Raw genomic sequence first — 19,103 nt, forward strand, 5'->3', positions numbered from 1 at the left:
ATTGTTTCACAACAAATTATAACAACTAAAATTACTTTACATATGAAAAAAAGAATCATGATATTAATAATTACTGTATTTGCAATATTAGTCGGGTTATTCATATACAGAAACACGTTATCTTCTGAAATTAATAAACTTCAATTAGATAATTATTTTACTGCTTTAGAAAAGAATAATGGTTTTATGGGAAGTGTTGCTGTTTTTAAAAAAGGTGAACTGCTTTATTCAAAAACAGTAGGGTTTTCAGATTTTGAGAAAAAAATGAAAGCTGACAAGCATACAAAGTATAGAATTGGTTCTACTACAAAAACATTTACAGCAGTACTAACTTTAAAAGCTGTAGAAGAAGGAAAACTAAGCTTAGATGATAAACTCAATATATACTTTCCAAATATTGTAAATGCAAAAGACATTAAAATAATTCATTTACTAAATCATAGAAGTGGCATTTATAGTATTACTAGCGAGCCTGATTTTTTAAATTGGAGAACTAAACCTAAAACGCGTGAAGAAATTTTAGCAATTATTAAATCAGGAAAAAGTCAGTTTTTACCTAATTCTAAAGCATATTATAGTAATTCAAATTATATCTTATTAACCTATATTTTAGAAGATATTTATAAAAAATCTTATAACGATATCTTAAAAGATAAAATTACCAAGCCACTTCAATTAAGGAACACCTATTTAGATGACAAAATTAATACACAAGATAAAGAAAGTAAGTCGTATCGATTTATAGCAGATTGGGAAGCAGAATTAGAGTCTGATATTTCAATTCCTTTAGGCGCTGGTGGAATGGTATCAAATCCAATTGATTTGGCAAAATTTATTAAAGCCTTATTTAAAGGAGAAATTTTAAACCCAAAGACTGTTAAAAAAATAACAACATTTCAAGAAACAGTTGGTTTGGGGTTATTTGAAACTGTAATTAATGGAAAAGTTGCTTACGAACATCCTGGAACTATTGATGGATTTAGAGCAAATTATATATACATTCCAGAAAATGATATCATTTATACATTGATGACTAATGGACTAAATTTTAAAGAAAAAGATATTCAAAAAACGGTTTTAGATGCTGTTTATGGAAAACCTATCGAAATTCCTGAATTTGAACCTACTTATGAAGTTACCTCTAAAAATTTAGACACATATTTAGGTGTTTATACAACATCTGAGATTCAACATTTTAAAATAACTATTAATAAAAAAGGAACTATTTTAACAGCTCAAGGAACGATGCAAGAATTGTTCTCAACAATGGCTATTGATAAGCATAAGTTTAGAATTGGCGCAATTGGTGTTAAAATTGAATTTAAACCAAATGAAAATATAATGATTTGGGAGCAAAACGGTAAAACAATTATATTCAGAAGAGAATAAAACAAAATGAAATCAGGGTTCGAAACAATAAAAAAATAGATTCATTATCCAAAGATTTGTGGAAGAGGAACATTTTTTATAAATAAACTAACCTCCCTCAAATCCTCCACCAAAAAGTTCGAACTTTGAAGGTTCGCAGTCACAAAAATTGTAAAAACCTGTAATTTATAAGATTACAGGTTTTTTGTTTTATACTCTAGCGGATAATGCTATGTATTTACTAATAATTCAATAATTAAAAATGGCTAATTCCCAGGTATTTGTTCTGTAATTTGATAGGTGCTAAAGTTTAAAAAATTTCCAGGATGTGTCAATACATTCTGTAGTATGAATGGAGCGTCAGGATTGATTCCTGAATATTGTATGTTTCCATCCATGTTAATATCATTATTTTGATAATCATTTACACTATAGGTTGGAAAATTTAAGAAGTTTCCTGGCGCATTTAATACTAATGAAAGAATATTTGGAGTATCTGGATTAGTTCCGGAGTATTGAATAATAGCATCTCCATTGGCATTTCCAGCCCACATAGCTAACTCCCCAGAAGGAATGCCAAAACTTGTTAGCGCATTTGTTCCGTGAGGAATGACATTTCCATTTTTAAAGTCAAGTTGCGTGGTTACATCGCTTAAGAAGTATGCATTTGCAGTCATAATACCTAAATGATTACGGTGCTTGATGGATATATAATATTCACCTTCTGGCATTTTTATGCTTACTGAGGATATACCATCAATATCAACGATATCTCCATCACGCTGTAATAGTGCCGATTGGCTATATAGAATATTTGTATTGTCATTTGTAGCACGTAATTCTATCCAAATCCAATCTACTATATTCTTATCAATACTTCCTGTTCCAGTACTTCCTCCATCATTAAACACTGAAATATCACAAGTTAAGTTGTCTGCATACGGAGAAGTTGTTGGTATTAATCCTCCAATACGTAAATCATCACGCATCAAAGTTTCTTCTCCTGTATTAGGATTTAAACTTGCTCCTTGCAAATAGATTTTTGGTGATACTTTTACAATACCACAGTTCGGGTCTATATCTCCATCATCAATATTCCAACCATAATTAATTATTAAGTTTTGTCTGTCTGACGCACTTAGGCAATACCCAACTGTAGCATTTAAATACACATTACTAGGAATATCATCAATACCATCTCCTTCTGAACCACTACTATCTGTTGCCCAACCAATTAATGTGGCATCATAGTTAGCAACAGACATTCCAGCGTCTATAAACATGCTAGTCATTGAACCAAACCCACTTCCATTTACTGTTTCAATTTTTCCAATATCCCATGTACTCAAATCTTGATCAAAGTTTGTTGCTGTTGTAAACATAGCTGTCATCTTCACTACATTACTTACATTCCAACTACTAATGTTTCCATTAAAAGTGGTAGCTCCATAAAACATAGCTTCCATATTAGTAACTGAACTTACATCCCAGCTATTAAGATCCTGATTAAAATTTATTGCTTCTTGAAACATATTATCCATTGTTTCAACACTGCTCACATCCCAATTGCTTATGTCTTGATTAAATGCTAAAGCATCGGCAAACATAAAAGCCATATCAGTAACATTAGATACATTCCAGTTAGTTATGTCACTATTAAATAGATTTGCTTCAATAAATGCATATCTCATGTTTTCAATAGTACTTACATCCCAACCACTCAAATCTGGACTTTTGAGTTCGTAACAAGCACCAAACATTGCTTGCATGTTGGTAACTTGTGATAAATTTGGGGCATCAGTTGCTTTAATGTCCATATTTCCACAATGTGCAAAAGAATAGTACATAGATTTCCATTCAATATTTCCCCATTTATCTATAGAAATTAGTTTTTTAGCATGATCTGTATCCTCATAAAAATTAGCTGGTGTTATATGTGGAAAAACACCTTCTATATTTACTTGATAGTCACCTGGAACTAGGTATGTATGCGAAATATTCCCCGTAACATTTAAATCTTCACTTCCATCTCCCCAATAAATATTATAATTATAGGTAAGTGGTGTTACTTCGTCTGGTAAGTCTGACTCTTCAGATGAGCTGGTGTAAATAGTTATAGACTCATTAGTTTCTGTTGTTCGCCATGTAGTTAAGAACTCGCCACAAAGTTCTCCTCCATCTGAGGTTATATTCCATCCGTAACCTGCTGGTGAATTTTCTATTAACAAAGCCTTGGCTGTTGCACCTTCGCAATAGGCACTATCTCCTCCACTAAAGGTAATATTAGTTGGTATTTGTGTTTCTCCGGCATCTAATGTTGACCAACCTATCAATAACGCATCATAGTTTTCTATAGAAAGCTGAACTCCATTGAACATACGTGCAGCACCTAAGTCACCATCAGCAATTGTTAGAGAGCTAATATCCCAAGTACCTAAATTTTGGTTGAATGCAGTTGCGTCTTTAAACATATCAGACATATCTTTTACGCTACTCACATTCCAATCACCTAAAAATTGGTTAAAACTACTGGCGCTTTTAAACATTGCATACATATCCTGAACATTACTAACATCCCAACCGTTTACAGTTTGGTTAAACGCAGTTGCTCCATTAAACATACTCCCCATTTCTCTAACATTTCCTACATCCCAAGCTTCTATAGGCTGATTAAAATGAGTGTTTGCCTGAAACATGCCAGACATATCTTCAACATTTGATACATTCCAACCACTTATATTAATATTAAAGCTTGAAGCTGCGAAGAGACTAATCATATCTGTAATTGTGCTTACATCCCAAGCCCAATTTGCTGAAGAACCGTCAAGACTTGAGCAAGAGCTAAACATATGAAATAAAGTATCTGTATTTGATAAGTTTGGTGTATCCGATGCTGTAACATCTAAATTTATACAGCCTGAAAATGCTCGCCTCATTGATGACCATACTCCAGTTCCCCATTGGTTTATCTCCGTGATTTTCTCTTTAGTATCAACTCTATCATAAAAATAAATACGAGGAAAGCCACCAGAAATGCTTATTTGGTAAATTCCTTCACTGTCATAGATATGTGAAGCATCTCCCGTTTGGTTGAATGAATAATTACCATCTCCCCAATTAACAGTATAATTATAACCTGTTCCTGTTGTTGGAATCGTAACACTTTTATCATTATCATCAACGCCCCAAGTTGTTATAAAAAAATCTGAGTCATTACAGCTTCTTCCATCATCTGTAATATTCCAAGAAAAATTAGTGTTTAATGTATTCCAAGCGTCTTCAGCAGCACAATAACGGCTGTTTCCGCCATCAAACTGATCATTAGAAGGAATATCATCGATACCATCTCCTGCTACACCACTATCATCTGTTGCCCAACCAATTAATATAGCATCATAAATATCTGTAGATAATGTAACGCCGTCGAACATTGTAAATAATCCTTCATTTTCATCATCAATACTGGACAAATCCCAACTCCCTATATTTTGATTAAAAGAAGTAGCATTAGCAAACATTGTTGACATCGATGAAACATTACTGGTATCCCAAGAGCCAATGGGTTGATTAAAACTTGATGCTCCTGAAAACATAGATTTCATTAACTCAACATTACTAGTATCCCAGCTACTTATACTTATATTTGCAACAAAATTAGGTGTATCAGAAAAAACAGATCTCATATCTGTTATAGTACTTACATCCCAAGCCCAATTAGCTGTAGATCCATTAAGGGATGTACAACTAGTAAACATAAAAAACATATCATCTACATTTGATAAATCTGGGATGTCTTGTGCTTTAAGATCTAAATTTGAGCAACCTGCAAATGCAGCAAACATACTTGACCAAGCAATTAATCCCCATTGATTGATTTCAATTATTTTATCATTATCTGCGGCACCATTAAAATAAATTCTAGGAAAGTCTCCTCTAATAGCAATTTTGTATGTCCTGGTTTCAGTATATTGAGCACTTGTTGCGTTGCCTGAATAGTTTCCTCCACTATTAAAGCCATTTGCGTCATTATAGTTCCAATCTACTTGATAATTATAACCTGTTCCCGTTGTAGGTATGGTTATGGTTTCATTTGCAGCTACTTCCCAGGTAGTTATAAAATATTCTGTACTACATGTAGGGTCTAAACCATTATCAGTAATGGTCCATGCATATCCTCCATTTCCTGAAGTCTCTGTTAAAATATTCCTAGCTTCTTCAGCACAATAATAACTATTACCGCCACTAAATAAAATATTAGTTGGAATCTGTGTTTCTCCAACTGAAGTATCTAGCGTACTCCATCCAATTAATAAGGCATCGTAGTTATTTCTGGATAATGTTACACCATTAAACATACCTGAAGCGCCTAAGGTACCATTAGCTGTTGATAGAGCGCTGATATCCCATTCACCTAAATTTTGGTCGAATGCTATGGCTCCTGCGAACATTTCGTACATATTGGTAACGCTACTCACATTCCAGCCTCCTAAATCTTGATTAAAGGATGTTGCATTTCTAAACATTGTATCCGTTACAAGCACATTTTCAACATTCCAATTAGAAATATCTCCGTTAAAATCTGAAGCTTCGTTAAACATACTTCTCATGTTTTCTACAAGACCCACATTCCATCCACCAATTTCTTGGTTAAATGCAGCAGCGCTATAAAACATATTTTCCATATTCTTAACTTTAGAAACATTCCATCCGCTAATATTTTTATTGAAAGAACTTGCTAAATTGAACATGCTTTCCATGTTTGTTACATTGCCAACATTCCAACCACTTATATCTTGATCGAATGATGAGGCTACAATGAATAGTCCAAACATATCTGTTACCTCGCTTACATTCCAACCACTAATATTAGCATTAAAGTTAGTTGCAGTTGCAAACATTTGTCTCATGGTAAGAATGCTACTCATGTCCCAATTATTCATACTATCATGTCCTGTGAAATTTTGGCATCCATAAAACATATAATCGGTAGAGATCACTAATGATAAATCTGGACTATCCGTAGCTAATAACTGTACATTAGAACAACCTTGAAAAGCTCCTTGCATTGATTCCCATGAATTTGTTCCCCAATTGTTTATAGCTTGTAGTTTGGCAGCATTACTGGTATCTCCTCCTTGAGTTATTTGTGGAAAAGCACCACTAATTCTCACAAAATGATTTCCTGATAACGCATATTGATGAGACATATTTGTAGAAACATTTGTGTCTGTATTTCCATCTCCCCAATCTATAGTATAACTGTATGCTTCTGAAGGAAAATCGTCTAAGTTTATATAAATAGTTATAGATTCATTAGCTTGTGTTGTTTGCCAAGTGGTGATAAAGTAATCACAAGAAGACGCTACTCCTTCATCAGTAATATTCCAAGTATAATCATTTATTAAAGATGCTCTTGCTGCATAGGCGTCACAATATTGATTCAATCCACCATGAAAAGTAATATTACTAGGAATATCATCATCTCCATCACCAGCCATACCGCTGTTATCTGTTGCCCAACCGATAAGAGTAGCATCATAATTTTCTAAAGACATGACGTTTGCTTGATTAAAAAACAAAGACATCTCTGTAACATTACTTATGTCCCAACTTCCTATATCTTGATCAAAGTCATCTGTAAAAGCGAACATTTGAGACATATTTGTTACACTACTTACATCCCATCCATTTGCGCCTCCTATTTCTTGATTAAATTTTTGTGCCCCTAAAAACATTTGAGACATACTGGTTACATTACTTACATTCCAATTACTTATATCTTGATTAAAGGTGAGACTTATCATAAACATTCTATCCATGGTAAGAATATTTGAAACATCCCAATCGTTCCATGAATCATTGGTCGCACCCTCATCCTCATTCCCAAGTCCATAACAAAATGCAAACATATCTTTTAAGCTTGTTACATTAGATAAATCTGGAGTGTCATTTGCTAAAACTTGTAAAGTTTCACAACGCTGAAAGGCATTATCCATAAATTGCCACTGAATGTCTCCCCATTGATTAATTTCTTTTAACTTACGATTAGGTAAATTAGGATTACCAGGTCCTCCTATAGAAAAGTATCGTGGAAAGTCCCCATAAATTTTGACTATATAAGTACCTTCGGTATTGTATTGATATAATGCGTCTCCGGTATAGCCAGAAATTATATTACCATCTCCCCAATCTACGGTATAATTATAACCTCCACCAATAGTAGGAATAAGAATTTCATCATCTTCTCCATCTCCCTGTTCATTTGTTACCCATGTCGTAATAAATGGTCTTCCATAGTCACAAGGTGATGAACCACTGTTTACCGTGTATGTAAAACTACAAGAAGCTATGGTATCTCCTAAACCATTAATAGCAGCAAATTCCATATACGTATCTCCTATTGGAAAATCACTTCCACTAGGCAAACCAGCAGTTTGTACAACACTTGATCCACAAGGTGCACTTACCAATGTAGGTTCGATATACGTTATAGTAGCGGTACATGAATCTGAATTATCCACTGAAAATGTTTGATCAGTAGGGCAATTTTCAAATACCAGGATCTGTTCTGTCACAGTAATAGTAGCTGTACAATTACTTGTAAGCCCATTATTGTCTTCTACAATTAACTCTACGGGATACACTCCTGGGTTACATGAAAAGTTGAGTGCTGTATTTTTAATAAGTACATTTCCTTGATAGGTAACGGTAGAGCCTGGAGTATTAGTGGTAATATCAAAATAATATGTTTCTCCTCCAATTAAATTGAATGATTCTGTTCCAAAGACAAATTGCCCACCATTTGCTCTAACTGTAACTGCATCTGTAAGTGTATTTCCATGAGCTTCTGGTCTTGTTTCAATGCTGCCTGAATTTCTAACAGGAATATCATCCCATAAAATCATAACAATGCCTTGATTATCACTACTGGTTCCATTAAAAATAAATTCGTATTCTGCTGTAACAGGCGCTACAAAAGAGTATTGATGAAGATAATATGTTAAGTTATTACCAAAATAAACATCTGTTGGATCAGTATTACTGGTAGCTCCATTAAAACTTAATGCACTAAAAGAAAGCGATGCTATACTACAGTTGTCAAAAGAACCATTGTTTATATCTGCTGTGCTTACTGTTGCAGAACCGTTAGAATCTAACTCTATATTAATGTCTTGACACACTGCATTGGGTGCTGAATCAACAACAGTAACGGTGAAAGATTCTGTAGTAACATTTCCACCAGCATCTGTAAATTCAAAAGTATTTATAGTAGTACCCACTGGAAATGGTCCATCATCTGATATACCACTAGTTTGAATGTAAGTTACTCCCGGGCAATTATCTGTTATTTGAAAAGTGTATGGAGAAATAAATCCTTCACAATCATCACTTAAGTAAATTGTTTGATCTTCAGGAATACCAGTAATAATAGGTGGAGAGCTATCAATAACTGTAACACTAAAAGATTCTGTAGTAACATTTCCACCTAAGTCAGTAAATTCAAACGTATTAACAGTTGTACCTATTGGGAATGGTCCAGTACCTGCAATTCCAGTTGTTTGGTTTGTCATTACACCTGGACAATTGTCACTTACAGAAGGTGTGTATGCAGGAATAAATCCTTCACAACTATCAGTAACATTAATTGTTTGGTTCTCAGGGATGCCAGAAACAGTAGGAGGAACTATATCTTGAGGCCTTACAGTAAATGAACAATCAGTAATATTTCCAGAATTATCTGTGGCTCTATAGGTCACAGTTGTTGTTTGATTGATTGGAAATATTGATCCGCTTTCAAGACCAGCAATCCGAACTACAGATTCAATACCACAATTATCAGTAAATGTTGGTATATCGTAAGTTACAGGTGCAAGTCCGCAATTATTAACAACAATATTATCTGGGCATGAGGTATTTACTGGTGGTAAATTATCTGCAACTGTAATAGTAGTTTCACAAGAGTCATAATTAAGAGCTATATCATTTAGAGTTAAAGTCACTTGATTTGCACCTAAGTCGTTACAATTAAAAGTATTTGGATACACAGACCTATTGACAACTCCTCCGGGAGTATTATCATCTACATCTATAGGGTTTAAAGTTGCTTGTCCATTTTCATCTAAATAGATAGTTGCATTTTTACATTGTGCTTCTGGAGCAATTACATCGGTAAAATGTACTTGAAATTTATGAGACCTACCACTATCTCTAACCCAATTACTGGTTGATGGATTTCTAGACATAAATTTACCATCACTATATTGAAGAAAATTATGAGATTGGTAAGATACTCTACCAACAGTCCCCGTTATTATAAATGTATATTGTTGTCCACTGACAACAGGAAATGGTGTAGATAGTTCCGTAATTTGATGCACTACTGATGAACTTGTTTCCCAATTTATGGGCTGTTGATAAACAGGTTCTACTGTATCAACAACTGAAAAAGGAACTACATTATAAATGTTTAATGTACCTGTAACAGGTGCGGTTACTTCACTCGTAAATACACTAATACTTTGTACACTTCCGTTACAGGGAGCTGTAAAAGATTGACCAAAGTCATAAGAACTGCTAGAAATTATCCTGTCAAAGTTGTTTTGGTAGATGTTGTCTGGGACATTACATGTTTGAGCAAAAACAAAGTTAGAAGATATTATAAAATAAATTAATGAATATATCAGTGCACTTTTTTTCATAAGGCTTTGGCGGTTATTTTTTTGCAAAAATATAGCTAGCACTTAGAAAGAAAGATGTTTAGCGGGTATACAAAAGGGTTATGTATGGGTTACAAAAGGGTTACAGTTATAAATATTTAAATTTTAAAGTTCTGATTTGCAGAAGCTTGTGGAGAGTTATTAATATGAGTTTAGAAACTCATGCAAATCATCACTCGCTGTAAGATTTAGTTTTTTTCGAAGTCTATTACGGTTCATTTTTACAGAAGATGGATTTATGTTTTGCAGCGTAGCTATTTGTTTGGTATCCATATTGAGACGTATTAAAGAACACAGTCTTATATCATTTTTTGTAAGATTGGAGAAATCATTTTTTAATTTTTCATAAAAGGAGCTGCTCAATATATCTATTTGATTATGAAAGTTCTCAGTACTCTCATTGACTTTAATTTTATTTTTAATTTCAATTTCCAGATGATCCAGTTCGTTTGCTCTTTTTCTTCCAGTTGAAGATTTTACATTTTTTAACTTCTCAGCTAAAATCAATGCCCATTCTTTATTGTTAGTAATATCTAATGCAAGATGTTTTAGGTCTTTCTTTTTATAATTAATTTCATTTTGAAGTATTTCATTCTGAAGTTTTTCAAGCTTTATTTGTTCTTTTCTTTTGCGCAAGATTAATAGAACGGTTGTAAAAATAAGACCAAAAATGATTGTTATAATCGTTGTAAACTTCCAAAATTGAATGGAGGCTTCTTCCTTAATTTTAGCTTCTTTAACTTTTTGTTTTTCTACAATTCTTAGACTATCAATAGTTTTTTGTTTTTCATAAGCATATTTTGCATCTAACTCAGCAAACTCTTTAATTTTTTTTATGTTTAAGTCTTTGAATTGATGTCTTTTGTATAATCTGTAATAAGAGAAAGCTATCTCGTGATTTTTTAAGTCAGTATGCGCATTGCTTAAAGATAAATAACGGTTAGCTAGCAAATTTTCTAATCCCATTTCATTAACCAAGGCTAACGATTTCTCATAATAAAAAATAGCTTTATTGGGTTGCTTTAGTTTTCTATAAGCATATCCTAATGCTTTATAGCTTCTTTCCATTCCTATCTTATTATTACTAGCCATACTTATTTCTAAATCTTGCTTAGAATAATTAAGCGCTGCAGTATAGTTTTTTTTACGACGTTCATAGCCAGATAAATTTGCTAATGCTAAAGCTTTCCCCTTGTTAAAATTTATTGAATCTGCGTATATATAAGCGCTATTTGCAAATTTTTTAGTTTGCTCAAGGTCTTTGTTAGTGTAATAGACGGCAAATGCATTTAATATATTTACAACCTCTTCTTTATTGTTGTATTTTTTAGCTAAATCTAAGGCTTTGGTATAAAACTGAAAAGCTTTAATACTATCTTTAGTATGATGATAAATCCTGCCTAATTTTCGATAAGAACGACATAAAGTAAATGTTTCTCCAAGAGCTTCTTTAATTTTTAAACTTTCTTGTACAACCTTAAGACTTAAAGTATAGTTTGTTTTTTTTCTATAATTGTACCCCAATTCATCTAAAATTAAAGCTTTCTTCAATAAAAAATAAGGATTTTTTGCTTCTTTAGTTAGTATACGCTCATTAATAATGTTTACTGCTTTTTCAAAATTGAGTTTAGAATTTTGGAGGCTTGTATACTTTTGTGAATTTGCTAAGTCATACAAAGATTCAACTTCGATACTATCGTTTTGCGCATTTGATGAGAAAACAAAAAAGAATAATGGAACTAGGCTACATAAGACTTTGTTATACTTTGTTTTAGTTGAAAAAAGAAAAGAATGATTGAAAATCATAGAGTTATTTGGGCTTGTACTTTTGTAAATTTATAAATTAAGAAGTAAAAAGAGTAATTGATGACCGTATTTTTACGATGCTTGATTTGTATAGAGATTAAAATAGTTGCTACTTCTTAATTAATTGTATCATATTTTCAACAGATTATTCTTAAATCTAAGAATATTGGTTTTTTATAAACAAACCAATCTCCCGCAAATCCTCCACCAAAAAGTTGAAATTTTGAAAGTTTGCGTTTACACCTAACATAAAATTTACATTCACAAACGCCTTACAGGTAGCTTTTTAGTGTTTCATTTCACTGAAATTATGACTATATTTAAGGAAAATATTCATCATGACAACAATTCAAAACTTTTCAGATCAATTGGACACAAACAAAAGTCAATTGATAAAATCACTCAATGCACTTACAAAAGTCAATTTAAAAGAATTCAAAGATAAATCTGAATTTGTAGGTTGGACTCCTTGGGTAGCATGATTAAACAGACAAATAGAATTATACTTATTTGCGAAGAACCGTTAAGTGTAAAGCTTAGCGGTTTGTTATGTTTATAATCATATCATTACATGGAAAAAATACCGATCAATCAAATAAAAGAAAAGTTATTGCAACATGCTATTTTTAATAAATGGCCTCAACTTATTGGGATAATTGAAAGATATTCAGAAAAGGAAGGCTTTGCTACTTGGGACTATGTAGTATGGGCATGTGAATTAGTTGGAGGAAATAAAGAAGATGCAATTAATGGTTCAATTTCCAATTTATGTATGTTTCAAAGCATTCATTTGGTAGATGATTTATTGGATGAAGATCCTTCAGGATATCACATACAAAATGGAGTAGGAACAACAGCAAATATCTCACATATCTTTTCATCTTTAGCATCGCTGTTTTTGGAAGATACTCATTTAAGCGAAAGCAGTAAGATAGTAGCGTTCAATAATATAGCACAGACGATTTTGGATACTGCGTATGGACAAAATGAAGATATACATGCTAAAGGAACAGAGGAAGATTATTGGCGAATTGTAAAGTTAAAAACACCACCTTTATTTTGCTCGGCTATTTTTATTGGAGGACTCTTAGGAGGCGTAGAACCTAAAACTGCAAGATTAATAGCAGAGCTTGGCTATCCATTAGGGAAATTGATACAACTCAATGATGATTTAGCAGATATATTTAAGGACGTCAACACTACAGATTGGGAGCAACCTGAAAAAAATATAGTATTGATATATTGCTTGAATGCTGCATACGAGAAAAAAGAAAGATTTCTGAAACTCCTAGCGAACTTAGATACACAAAATAACATAACAGAACTACAAGGAATAGCACTTGAATGTGGCGCTGTGAGTTTCTGTCTTTATAACATTATTGAAACTTATAAAGAAGCATTAAAAATCATCAATCAATTTCCTACTCAGTATCAAAAGCCGTCAAAAGTACTGTTTGAGTATCATATCCAAAAAATTGTAAGCTTACTAAATAAACTAGGTTTAAATGTAACATTTGATGATTTAGTAAATACATAAAAAGGAAACCGTTCAAAAGGGTATTTTTCCTAAAAGAATTTTACGAATATTCTATAGATTGGTAAAACACGAATACAGAAATTAATATATAGTAAGTCTTTTAAAAAAGAGTAGATGCAACAATTGTATTAACTATCGCTTAATTAGTACTATTAAAGTATTCCCATTTAATGTAGATTTACGTATTCATTAAAGCAGAATATCATTTATATATAAAAGTATGACTCAAAAGTATTATAAACTAGTAGCTCTTTTCGTTTTAATTGTATCCTGTGCTGATACTAAGGTAGAAGATGTAACTAAAACTAAAACTACTCCTGTAACATCTGTGAAAAATTATAATAATAAAACAATTCAAGTATATACAACGGCTAAGGATACTGAATTGAGGTTGACCAAAACGAGCGAACAAACATTCAAAAATAAGGTTCAACCTTTAGAAACAGAGATTGCTGTTTTTGTAAATCCAAAAAAGACATTTCAAGAATATTTAGGAATAGGAGGCGCAATAACAGATGCTTCAGCTGAGGTGTTTTCTAAGTTGAATGATACACAACAAAACAAATTATTGCAATCATTATATGGGAAAGATGGAATTGGATATAATATCATTAGGACAAGCATTCATAGTAGTGATTTTGGTTTAGGAAGTCATACATATATTAAAGAAGGTGATGCTGAATTAAAGACATTTTCAATCGCAAAAGACAAAGAAAAGAGGCTGCCTTTTATAAAAAGAGCTATTGATTTAATTAATGAAAATGATTTAGTCTTTTATGCCAGTCCATGGAGTCCACCTGCTTTTATGAAAAGTAATAAAAGTATGCTGCAAGGAGGAAAACTGCTTCCAGAATTTCGTCAAGCTTGGGCTAATTACTATGTAAAATTTATTAAAGCTTATGAAGCAGAAGGTATTCCCGTTTGGGGATTAACTATACAAAACGAACCCATGGCAACACAACGATGGGAATCTTGTATTTATACCGCTGAAGAAGAGCGAGACTTCTTAAAAGATTACTTGGGACCAACGTTAGAAAATGCAGGTTTAGGAGATAAAAACATTGTTGTTTGGGATCACAATAGAGACTTAATTACCAACAGAGCAAATACAATTTTTGGAGATCCTGAAGCGTCAAAATATGCTTGGGGAATTGGTTTTCATTGGTATGAAACGTGGACTGGCGGTTTACCAAAATATGATAACTTGAAAAATATAAATGAGTCGTTCCCTTCTAAAAATATGTTATTCACTGAAGGTTGTCAAGAAAGTTTTGCTACAGAAAGATTACACTTTTGGCCAAATGCTGAACGTTATGGGAATTCAATGATAAATGATTTTAACAGTGGAGTAGTGGGTTGGACAGATTGGAATATCTTGTTAGATGAAAGAGGTGGACCAAATCATGTTGAAAATTTCTGTTTTGCGCCAATTCATGCAAATACAAAAACTGGCGAACTTATATACACACCGACGTACTATTATATTGGTCACTTTTCAAAATTCATCAAACCTGGTGCTTTACGCGTTAGTACAACAACAAGTAGAACTACTATTGAAAGCACATCGTTTCAAAATAAAGATGGAAAAATTGTTACGGTAGTTATGAATAAAACTGATCGTAAAATTGCTTATAAACTCATTGTAGGAGATAGCGAAACACTATTAGAAATTGAACCGAGAGCCATGCAATCAATAATTTATTAAAATAGAATACCAATTAAGTTTTATAGCCTGTTTTGCATTTTCACTCGGACCAGTTATGTGGGTTTTATTATCAGAATTGGAAAAGGAATTGGTTGTAGATGCTTAGAAAAAAGTTTTCAAAGCGCAACTAGTTCCGAATAAAGTTATAAATCATAGAAATTAAGTAGAATCACTATAAAACTAAGAGCGCTTTTATTGATAAACTACTTCAATTTCCTCAGTTAATGGAATGCTTTGACAACTTAATATATACCCATCTTTAACTTCTGTATCTGTTAGTGAAAGATTGTTTTTCATATGAACTTCACCTGTTTTTAGCTTGCAAATACAAGTAGCACAAACACCGCCTTCACAGGAATATGGAGGTTTTTTTCCTGCATTGATGAGCGTTCGTAAAATAGTTTTTCCTTTTGGAATGGATACTTGAATATGTTCTCCATTAAGGTGAGCTGTTAGTTTTGCATTTTCAAAAGCCTCAGTAGTATCTTTTGAATCACTTCCACCAAAACTTTCTATAAATATTCGATCATCCGGAACATCTATATTTTTCAATGCTTTTTTAGTATTCTGAATCATTGTGCCTGGTCCACAAATATAATATGCTACGTTTTGAGCATATGGAGGATATTGATTGATAAACCAATGTATTGCTTCAGAATCTACTCGCCCTTTTTTAAAAGCTGCATCTTTAGACGATTTCCATAAATCACTCCAAGTACTTTTAGGGCGACTCAAGGTTTGAATCAATATAAATCTATCTGCATGCTCCATTTTTAATTGTTCCAATTCATCTTTGAACATGATTGTATCTTGATTTCTATTTCCGTAGATCATGTGTACATAACTACGTTCTTCTGTCAATAAAATAGTTTTTAGAATTGAAAGAATAGGAGTGATGCCACTTCCAGCTGAAAACAAATAATAGGTTTTGTAATTCCCTTTTTTTACATCAGCAAAAAAACGACCGTCTGGCGGCATGACTTCTACGATGTCTCCAACTTTTATATTGTCATTGATATAGTTTGATACCAATCCTTCTTTTACACGCTTTACACCGATACGTAATGGCTCTTCTAAAACAGGAGAACTACATAATGAATAGGAGCGCCTAACTTCTTCACCATTTATCGTAAATTTTAAAGTCAAATACTGACCTGGTTTGTAATTGAATGTTTCATACAAATCGTATGGAACGTCAAACGCTACAGATGTTGAATCTGCGGTTTCTTTTTTTACTTCAAGTACTTTTAATTGATAAAATGTATTCATTGTTTACACGTTTGCGTTAGGGATTGAACGATTTGTTTGAGCTCCTCGAAGAGAGCGAGTAGTGAAAGCCCGACCACTAGTACTGAGCTTAGTCGAAGTGCAGTGGGAACGCCCAAATACTAATCACTATGCCTTTCTATCCATTCTTTGACAACACTTTGAAATTTTTGAATAGCAAATTCTCCTCGTTGTGCTTGTGCTCCGATACTAAACATAGGAGAGTTTAACGATTTTTGTTGCTGTTCGCAAGCATATATATCTTCTTCCATAAAATTACCAGACGCCATTGGATCACTTGCATCACCTTCATATTTTCCTTTGTTTCCAAGTGTTCTCCATACTTTACTTGCCATCGATTTGGTATACTGTTTTGTATATTCCCATTCGCTTACATTCATAGTTTTTGAACGTATTACGACCAATGTTCTATCTGGAGCTAACGGAGTTACATGAAAAGTATTCCACGCATTTTCGCTTTCTGTAATTCCGATGTTTGGAAATAACCAAGGAACGTAAGCACCTATTTTGTCTTCAGACATTTTATCTATTAACGGAAATTGAGAAGCATTTTTTACATCTGCTAAGTACTCAGGAACTAATGGTTCCCAAAACCAATAATGTGGTCCTGCCCAACCAAATTCAGCCTTCGCATGATCGTACATGTTTAAAGTGCCTTCATGCAAATGTGCTAAATGGTATTGATCGATATAATTTTCAACTACAATTTTCCAGTTAGATTTTATTTCTTTTGTATAAAAAGGTTCTTCTTTTTTATCTGAATATTCTATTAATTCTTCTGGAATATGTGGTCCAAGAAAAGGAGTTACTTCTCCAAAGAAATCCATGATATTTGGTGCATTTTTTTCAGGATGAACGAATAGCATTCCTTTAAAAATATCAACAGATGCTTCATGAAGATTCAAGTCACATTCATGTAATTCTTTATTACACAAATTAGGAAACTCTTCTTCTTTTTTAGGAACACTTACTAGCTTTCCTTCTAAATCGTAGGTCCAATCGTGATACGGGCAAGTGATAGCTTTTTTCCCCTTACCAACAGCTCGTAACAATTGTGTTCCTCTGTGGCGACACATATTGTGAAAAGCGCGTAAACGATTATCTCTACCTTTTACAATAAAAATATTATTCAATCCTGCTTGTACAGAAATATAATCTCCAGCATTTTCTACATCTTCTACCAAACCTGCAAATTGCCAAGTTTTACTAAAAATATGTTCCATTTCTATATCAAACCATTCTTGAGATGTATACGCTGAAACAGGAAGCGCATGCATCATTTTTTTCTTGTTATTCATAATTTAATCTTCTTTAGGCATCCAATCTGGAGGTTTTATAAAAACTAAAATCTTGTTTTTTATACCTTTTACTTTTCCAAGTTTTTTGGCGAATCGGGTTAGGCCATGAAAAAATACTTTAATAGGACTTACACTGTTTAAGGGTTCTGAAATTCCGTAGATTACTTTTTCTTCTTCCACTTCAAAAGTACCTAGCATACGATCCCAAATGATTAAAATTCCAGCATAATTTTTATCCCAATATTGTTTGTTAGAGCCATGATGCGCTCTGTGATGCGATGGTGTATTGAAAATATATTCAATAGGTTTGGGAAGTTTGCCAATGATTTCCGTATGTAAAATAGCCTGAAACGTTTGTACAAATAATTCTGCAGCAAACATTAAAAACGGATTGAAACCTAAAAACACAGCAGGAATTGAAAATAATAATGGAAAAATACCATCTAAAGGTCCAAAACGATACGCTACCGACATATTAAAATGTGGTGAACTGTGGTGTACAGTATGTGTTGCCCAACCAATACCAATTCTATGCATTAATCGATGCTCCCAATAATATAGAAAATCGGCTAATAATATGGCACTTGCTACTGTGATCCAATTCATCGGTAAATGCGGTAGAATTGAAAAATCTGAAGCAAATGTATATAGCTTTAAGATAAACAATCCTCCAAGAATATATTCAATAGCTTGAAATGCAAAAATGGTAATTATATTGGCTGCCGAATCAAGAAGTACATCTTTATTTAATCGCTTCAAATACAAATAACGTAGCAATTCAATAATGAAAAAAGGAAGAATGATATAGATGACACTTAAGTCATTAAAGACATAGAAAAAATAGTCTACTAGGTCCGTGTTTAATACAGCTACATTCAAATATTCAGCTACATAATGTGGAATTCCAACTATAGTGGCTATAATAGCAATGCTATAAACAATTAGTCTTATGTTACTCATCGTATTTTAGTTATAGTTAGATTGTCTTTTCCATGTTTCTGTATACAATTGCCCTTGAACAGTCATGCTTGCTTCTAGTGTATTGGCATCGATCATACGAAAAATAACTTCGTAATAACTTCCATCTGGTAAGTACATTTTTCCATTAATATATATTCCGTCTTTGGCTTCTATATCAGTTAAAAAATAATCTTCTTTTTTGTTTTCTCCTTTGTATTCGGTTTGCCCGTCATTATAATAATGTATTTTTCCAATGAATTTACCTTCAAATGGTTCAATTTCATAAACCGCTTGGTAATAATCATTTTTAACATCCCAAACACCTATAATGTTATCTTGTTGTGCGCAAGAGGTGATTATTGAAAAGAATAAAAGTGACGTAAAAGCGAATTTTAAGTACTTCATAACAAATTGATTTAAATTGA

10 protein-coding genes and 1 pseudogene are annotated in these 19,103 nt (G+C 32.7%); 5 read left to right on the forward strand and 6 right to left on the reverse strand.

Annotated elements, in window-relative coordinates; genetic code table 11:
• Positions 1-42 precede the first annotated feature (42 nt).
• Positions 43-1,389 (forward strand): serine hydrolase domain-containing protein, encoded by a 1,347-nt coding sequence (locus ACRBBL_RS25165; protein WP_431371865.1) that lies wholly within the window; start codon positions 43-45, stop codon positions 1,387-1,389.
• 245 nt (positions 1,390-1,634) lie between these two features.
• Here the strand turns inward: ACRBBL_RS25165 and ACRBBL_RS25170 are convergent, their stop codons facing one another.
• Positions 1,635-10,067, reverse strand: a complete 8,433-nt coding sequence (locus ACRBBL_RS25170; protein WP_431371866.1) for a BspA family leucine-rich repeat surface protein — start codon at positions 10,065-10,067, stop codon at positions 1,635-1,637.
• 159 nt (positions 10,068-10,226) lie between these two features.
• On the reverse strand, positions 10,227-11,891 hold the full coding sequence (locus ACRBBL_RS25175) for a tetratricopeptide repeat protein (protein WP_431371867.1): 1,665 nt from the start codon (positions 11,889-11,891) through the stop codon (positions 10,227-10,229).
• 338 nt (positions 11,892-12,229) lie between these two features.
• On the opposite strand from ACRBBL_RS25175, the gene ACRBBL_RS25180 reads away from it, so the two are divergent.
• The 4 genes and pseudogenes from ACRBBL_RS25180 to ACRBBL_RS25195 form a co-directional block, all read left to right on the forward strand.
• Positions 12,230-12,373: a hypothetical protein gene (locus tag ACRBBL_RS25180; RefSeq protein ID WP_431371868.1), complete on the forward strand. Its 144-nt coding sequence runs from the start codon at positions 12,230-12,232 to the stop codon at positions 12,371-12,373.
• 89 nt (positions 12,374-12,462) lie between these two features.
• Positions 12,463-13,428: a polyprenyl synthetase family protein gene (locus ACRBBL_RS25185; protein WP_431371869.1), complete on the forward strand. Its 966-nt coding sequence runs from the start codon at positions 12,463-12,465 to the stop codon at positions 13,426-13,428.
• Between the two features lie 220 nt (positions 13,429-13,648).
• Positions 13,649-15,133: a glycoside hydrolase family 30 protein gene (locus tag ACRBBL_RS25190; protein WP_431371870.1), complete on the forward strand. Its 1,485-nt coding sequence runs from the start codon at positions 13,649-13,651 to the stop codon at positions 15,131-15,133.
• Positions 15,134-15,146: 13 nt separating this feature from the next.
• Positions 15,147-15,212 (forward strand): annotated as a pseudogene (locus ACRBBL_RS25195) (hypothetical protein); the annotation flags it as partial.
• Between the two features lie 113 nt (positions 15,213-15,325).
• Here ACRBBL_RS25195 and ACRBBL_RS25200 read toward each other — a convergent pair.
• From ACRBBL_RS25200 to ACRBBL_RS25215, 4 genes are all read right to left on the reverse strand, one after another.
• The gene (locus tag ACRBBL_RS25200) at positions 15,326-16,402 is read right to left on the reverse strand and encodes a 2Fe-2S iron-sulfur cluster-binding protein (protein WP_431371871.1); all 1,077 of its coding nucleotides are present in this window, start codon (positions 16,400-16,402) and stop codon (positions 15,326-15,328) included.
• Between the two features lie 119 nt (positions 16,403-16,521).
• Positions 16,522-17,718: an aromatic ring-hydroxylating oxygenase subunit alpha gene (locus ACRBBL_RS25205; protein WP_431371872.1), complete on the reverse strand. Its 1,197-nt coding sequence runs from the start codon at positions 17,716-17,718 to the stop codon at positions 16,522-16,524.
• A gap of 3 nt (positions 17,719-17,721) precedes the next feature.
• The gene (locus ACRBBL_RS25210) at positions 17,722-18,678 is read right to left on the reverse strand and encodes a sterol desaturase family protein (RefSeq protein WP_431371873.1); all 957 of its coding nucleotides are present in this window, start codon (positions 18,676-18,678) and stop codon (positions 17,722-17,724) included.
• A 6-nt stretch (positions 18,679-18,684) separates the two neighbouring features.
• Entirely contained in the window at positions 18,685-19,083 is a 399-nt protein-coding gene (locus ACRBBL_RS25215; protein ID WP_431371874.1) for a hypothetical protein, read from the reverse strand.
• Positions 19,084-19,103: the final 20 nt, after the last annotated feature.

The sequence above is a fragment of the Kordia sp. genome (assembly GCF_050633145.1).
Lineage (GTDB): Bacteria > Bacteroidota > Bacteroidia > Flavobacteriales > Flavobacteriaceae > Kordia.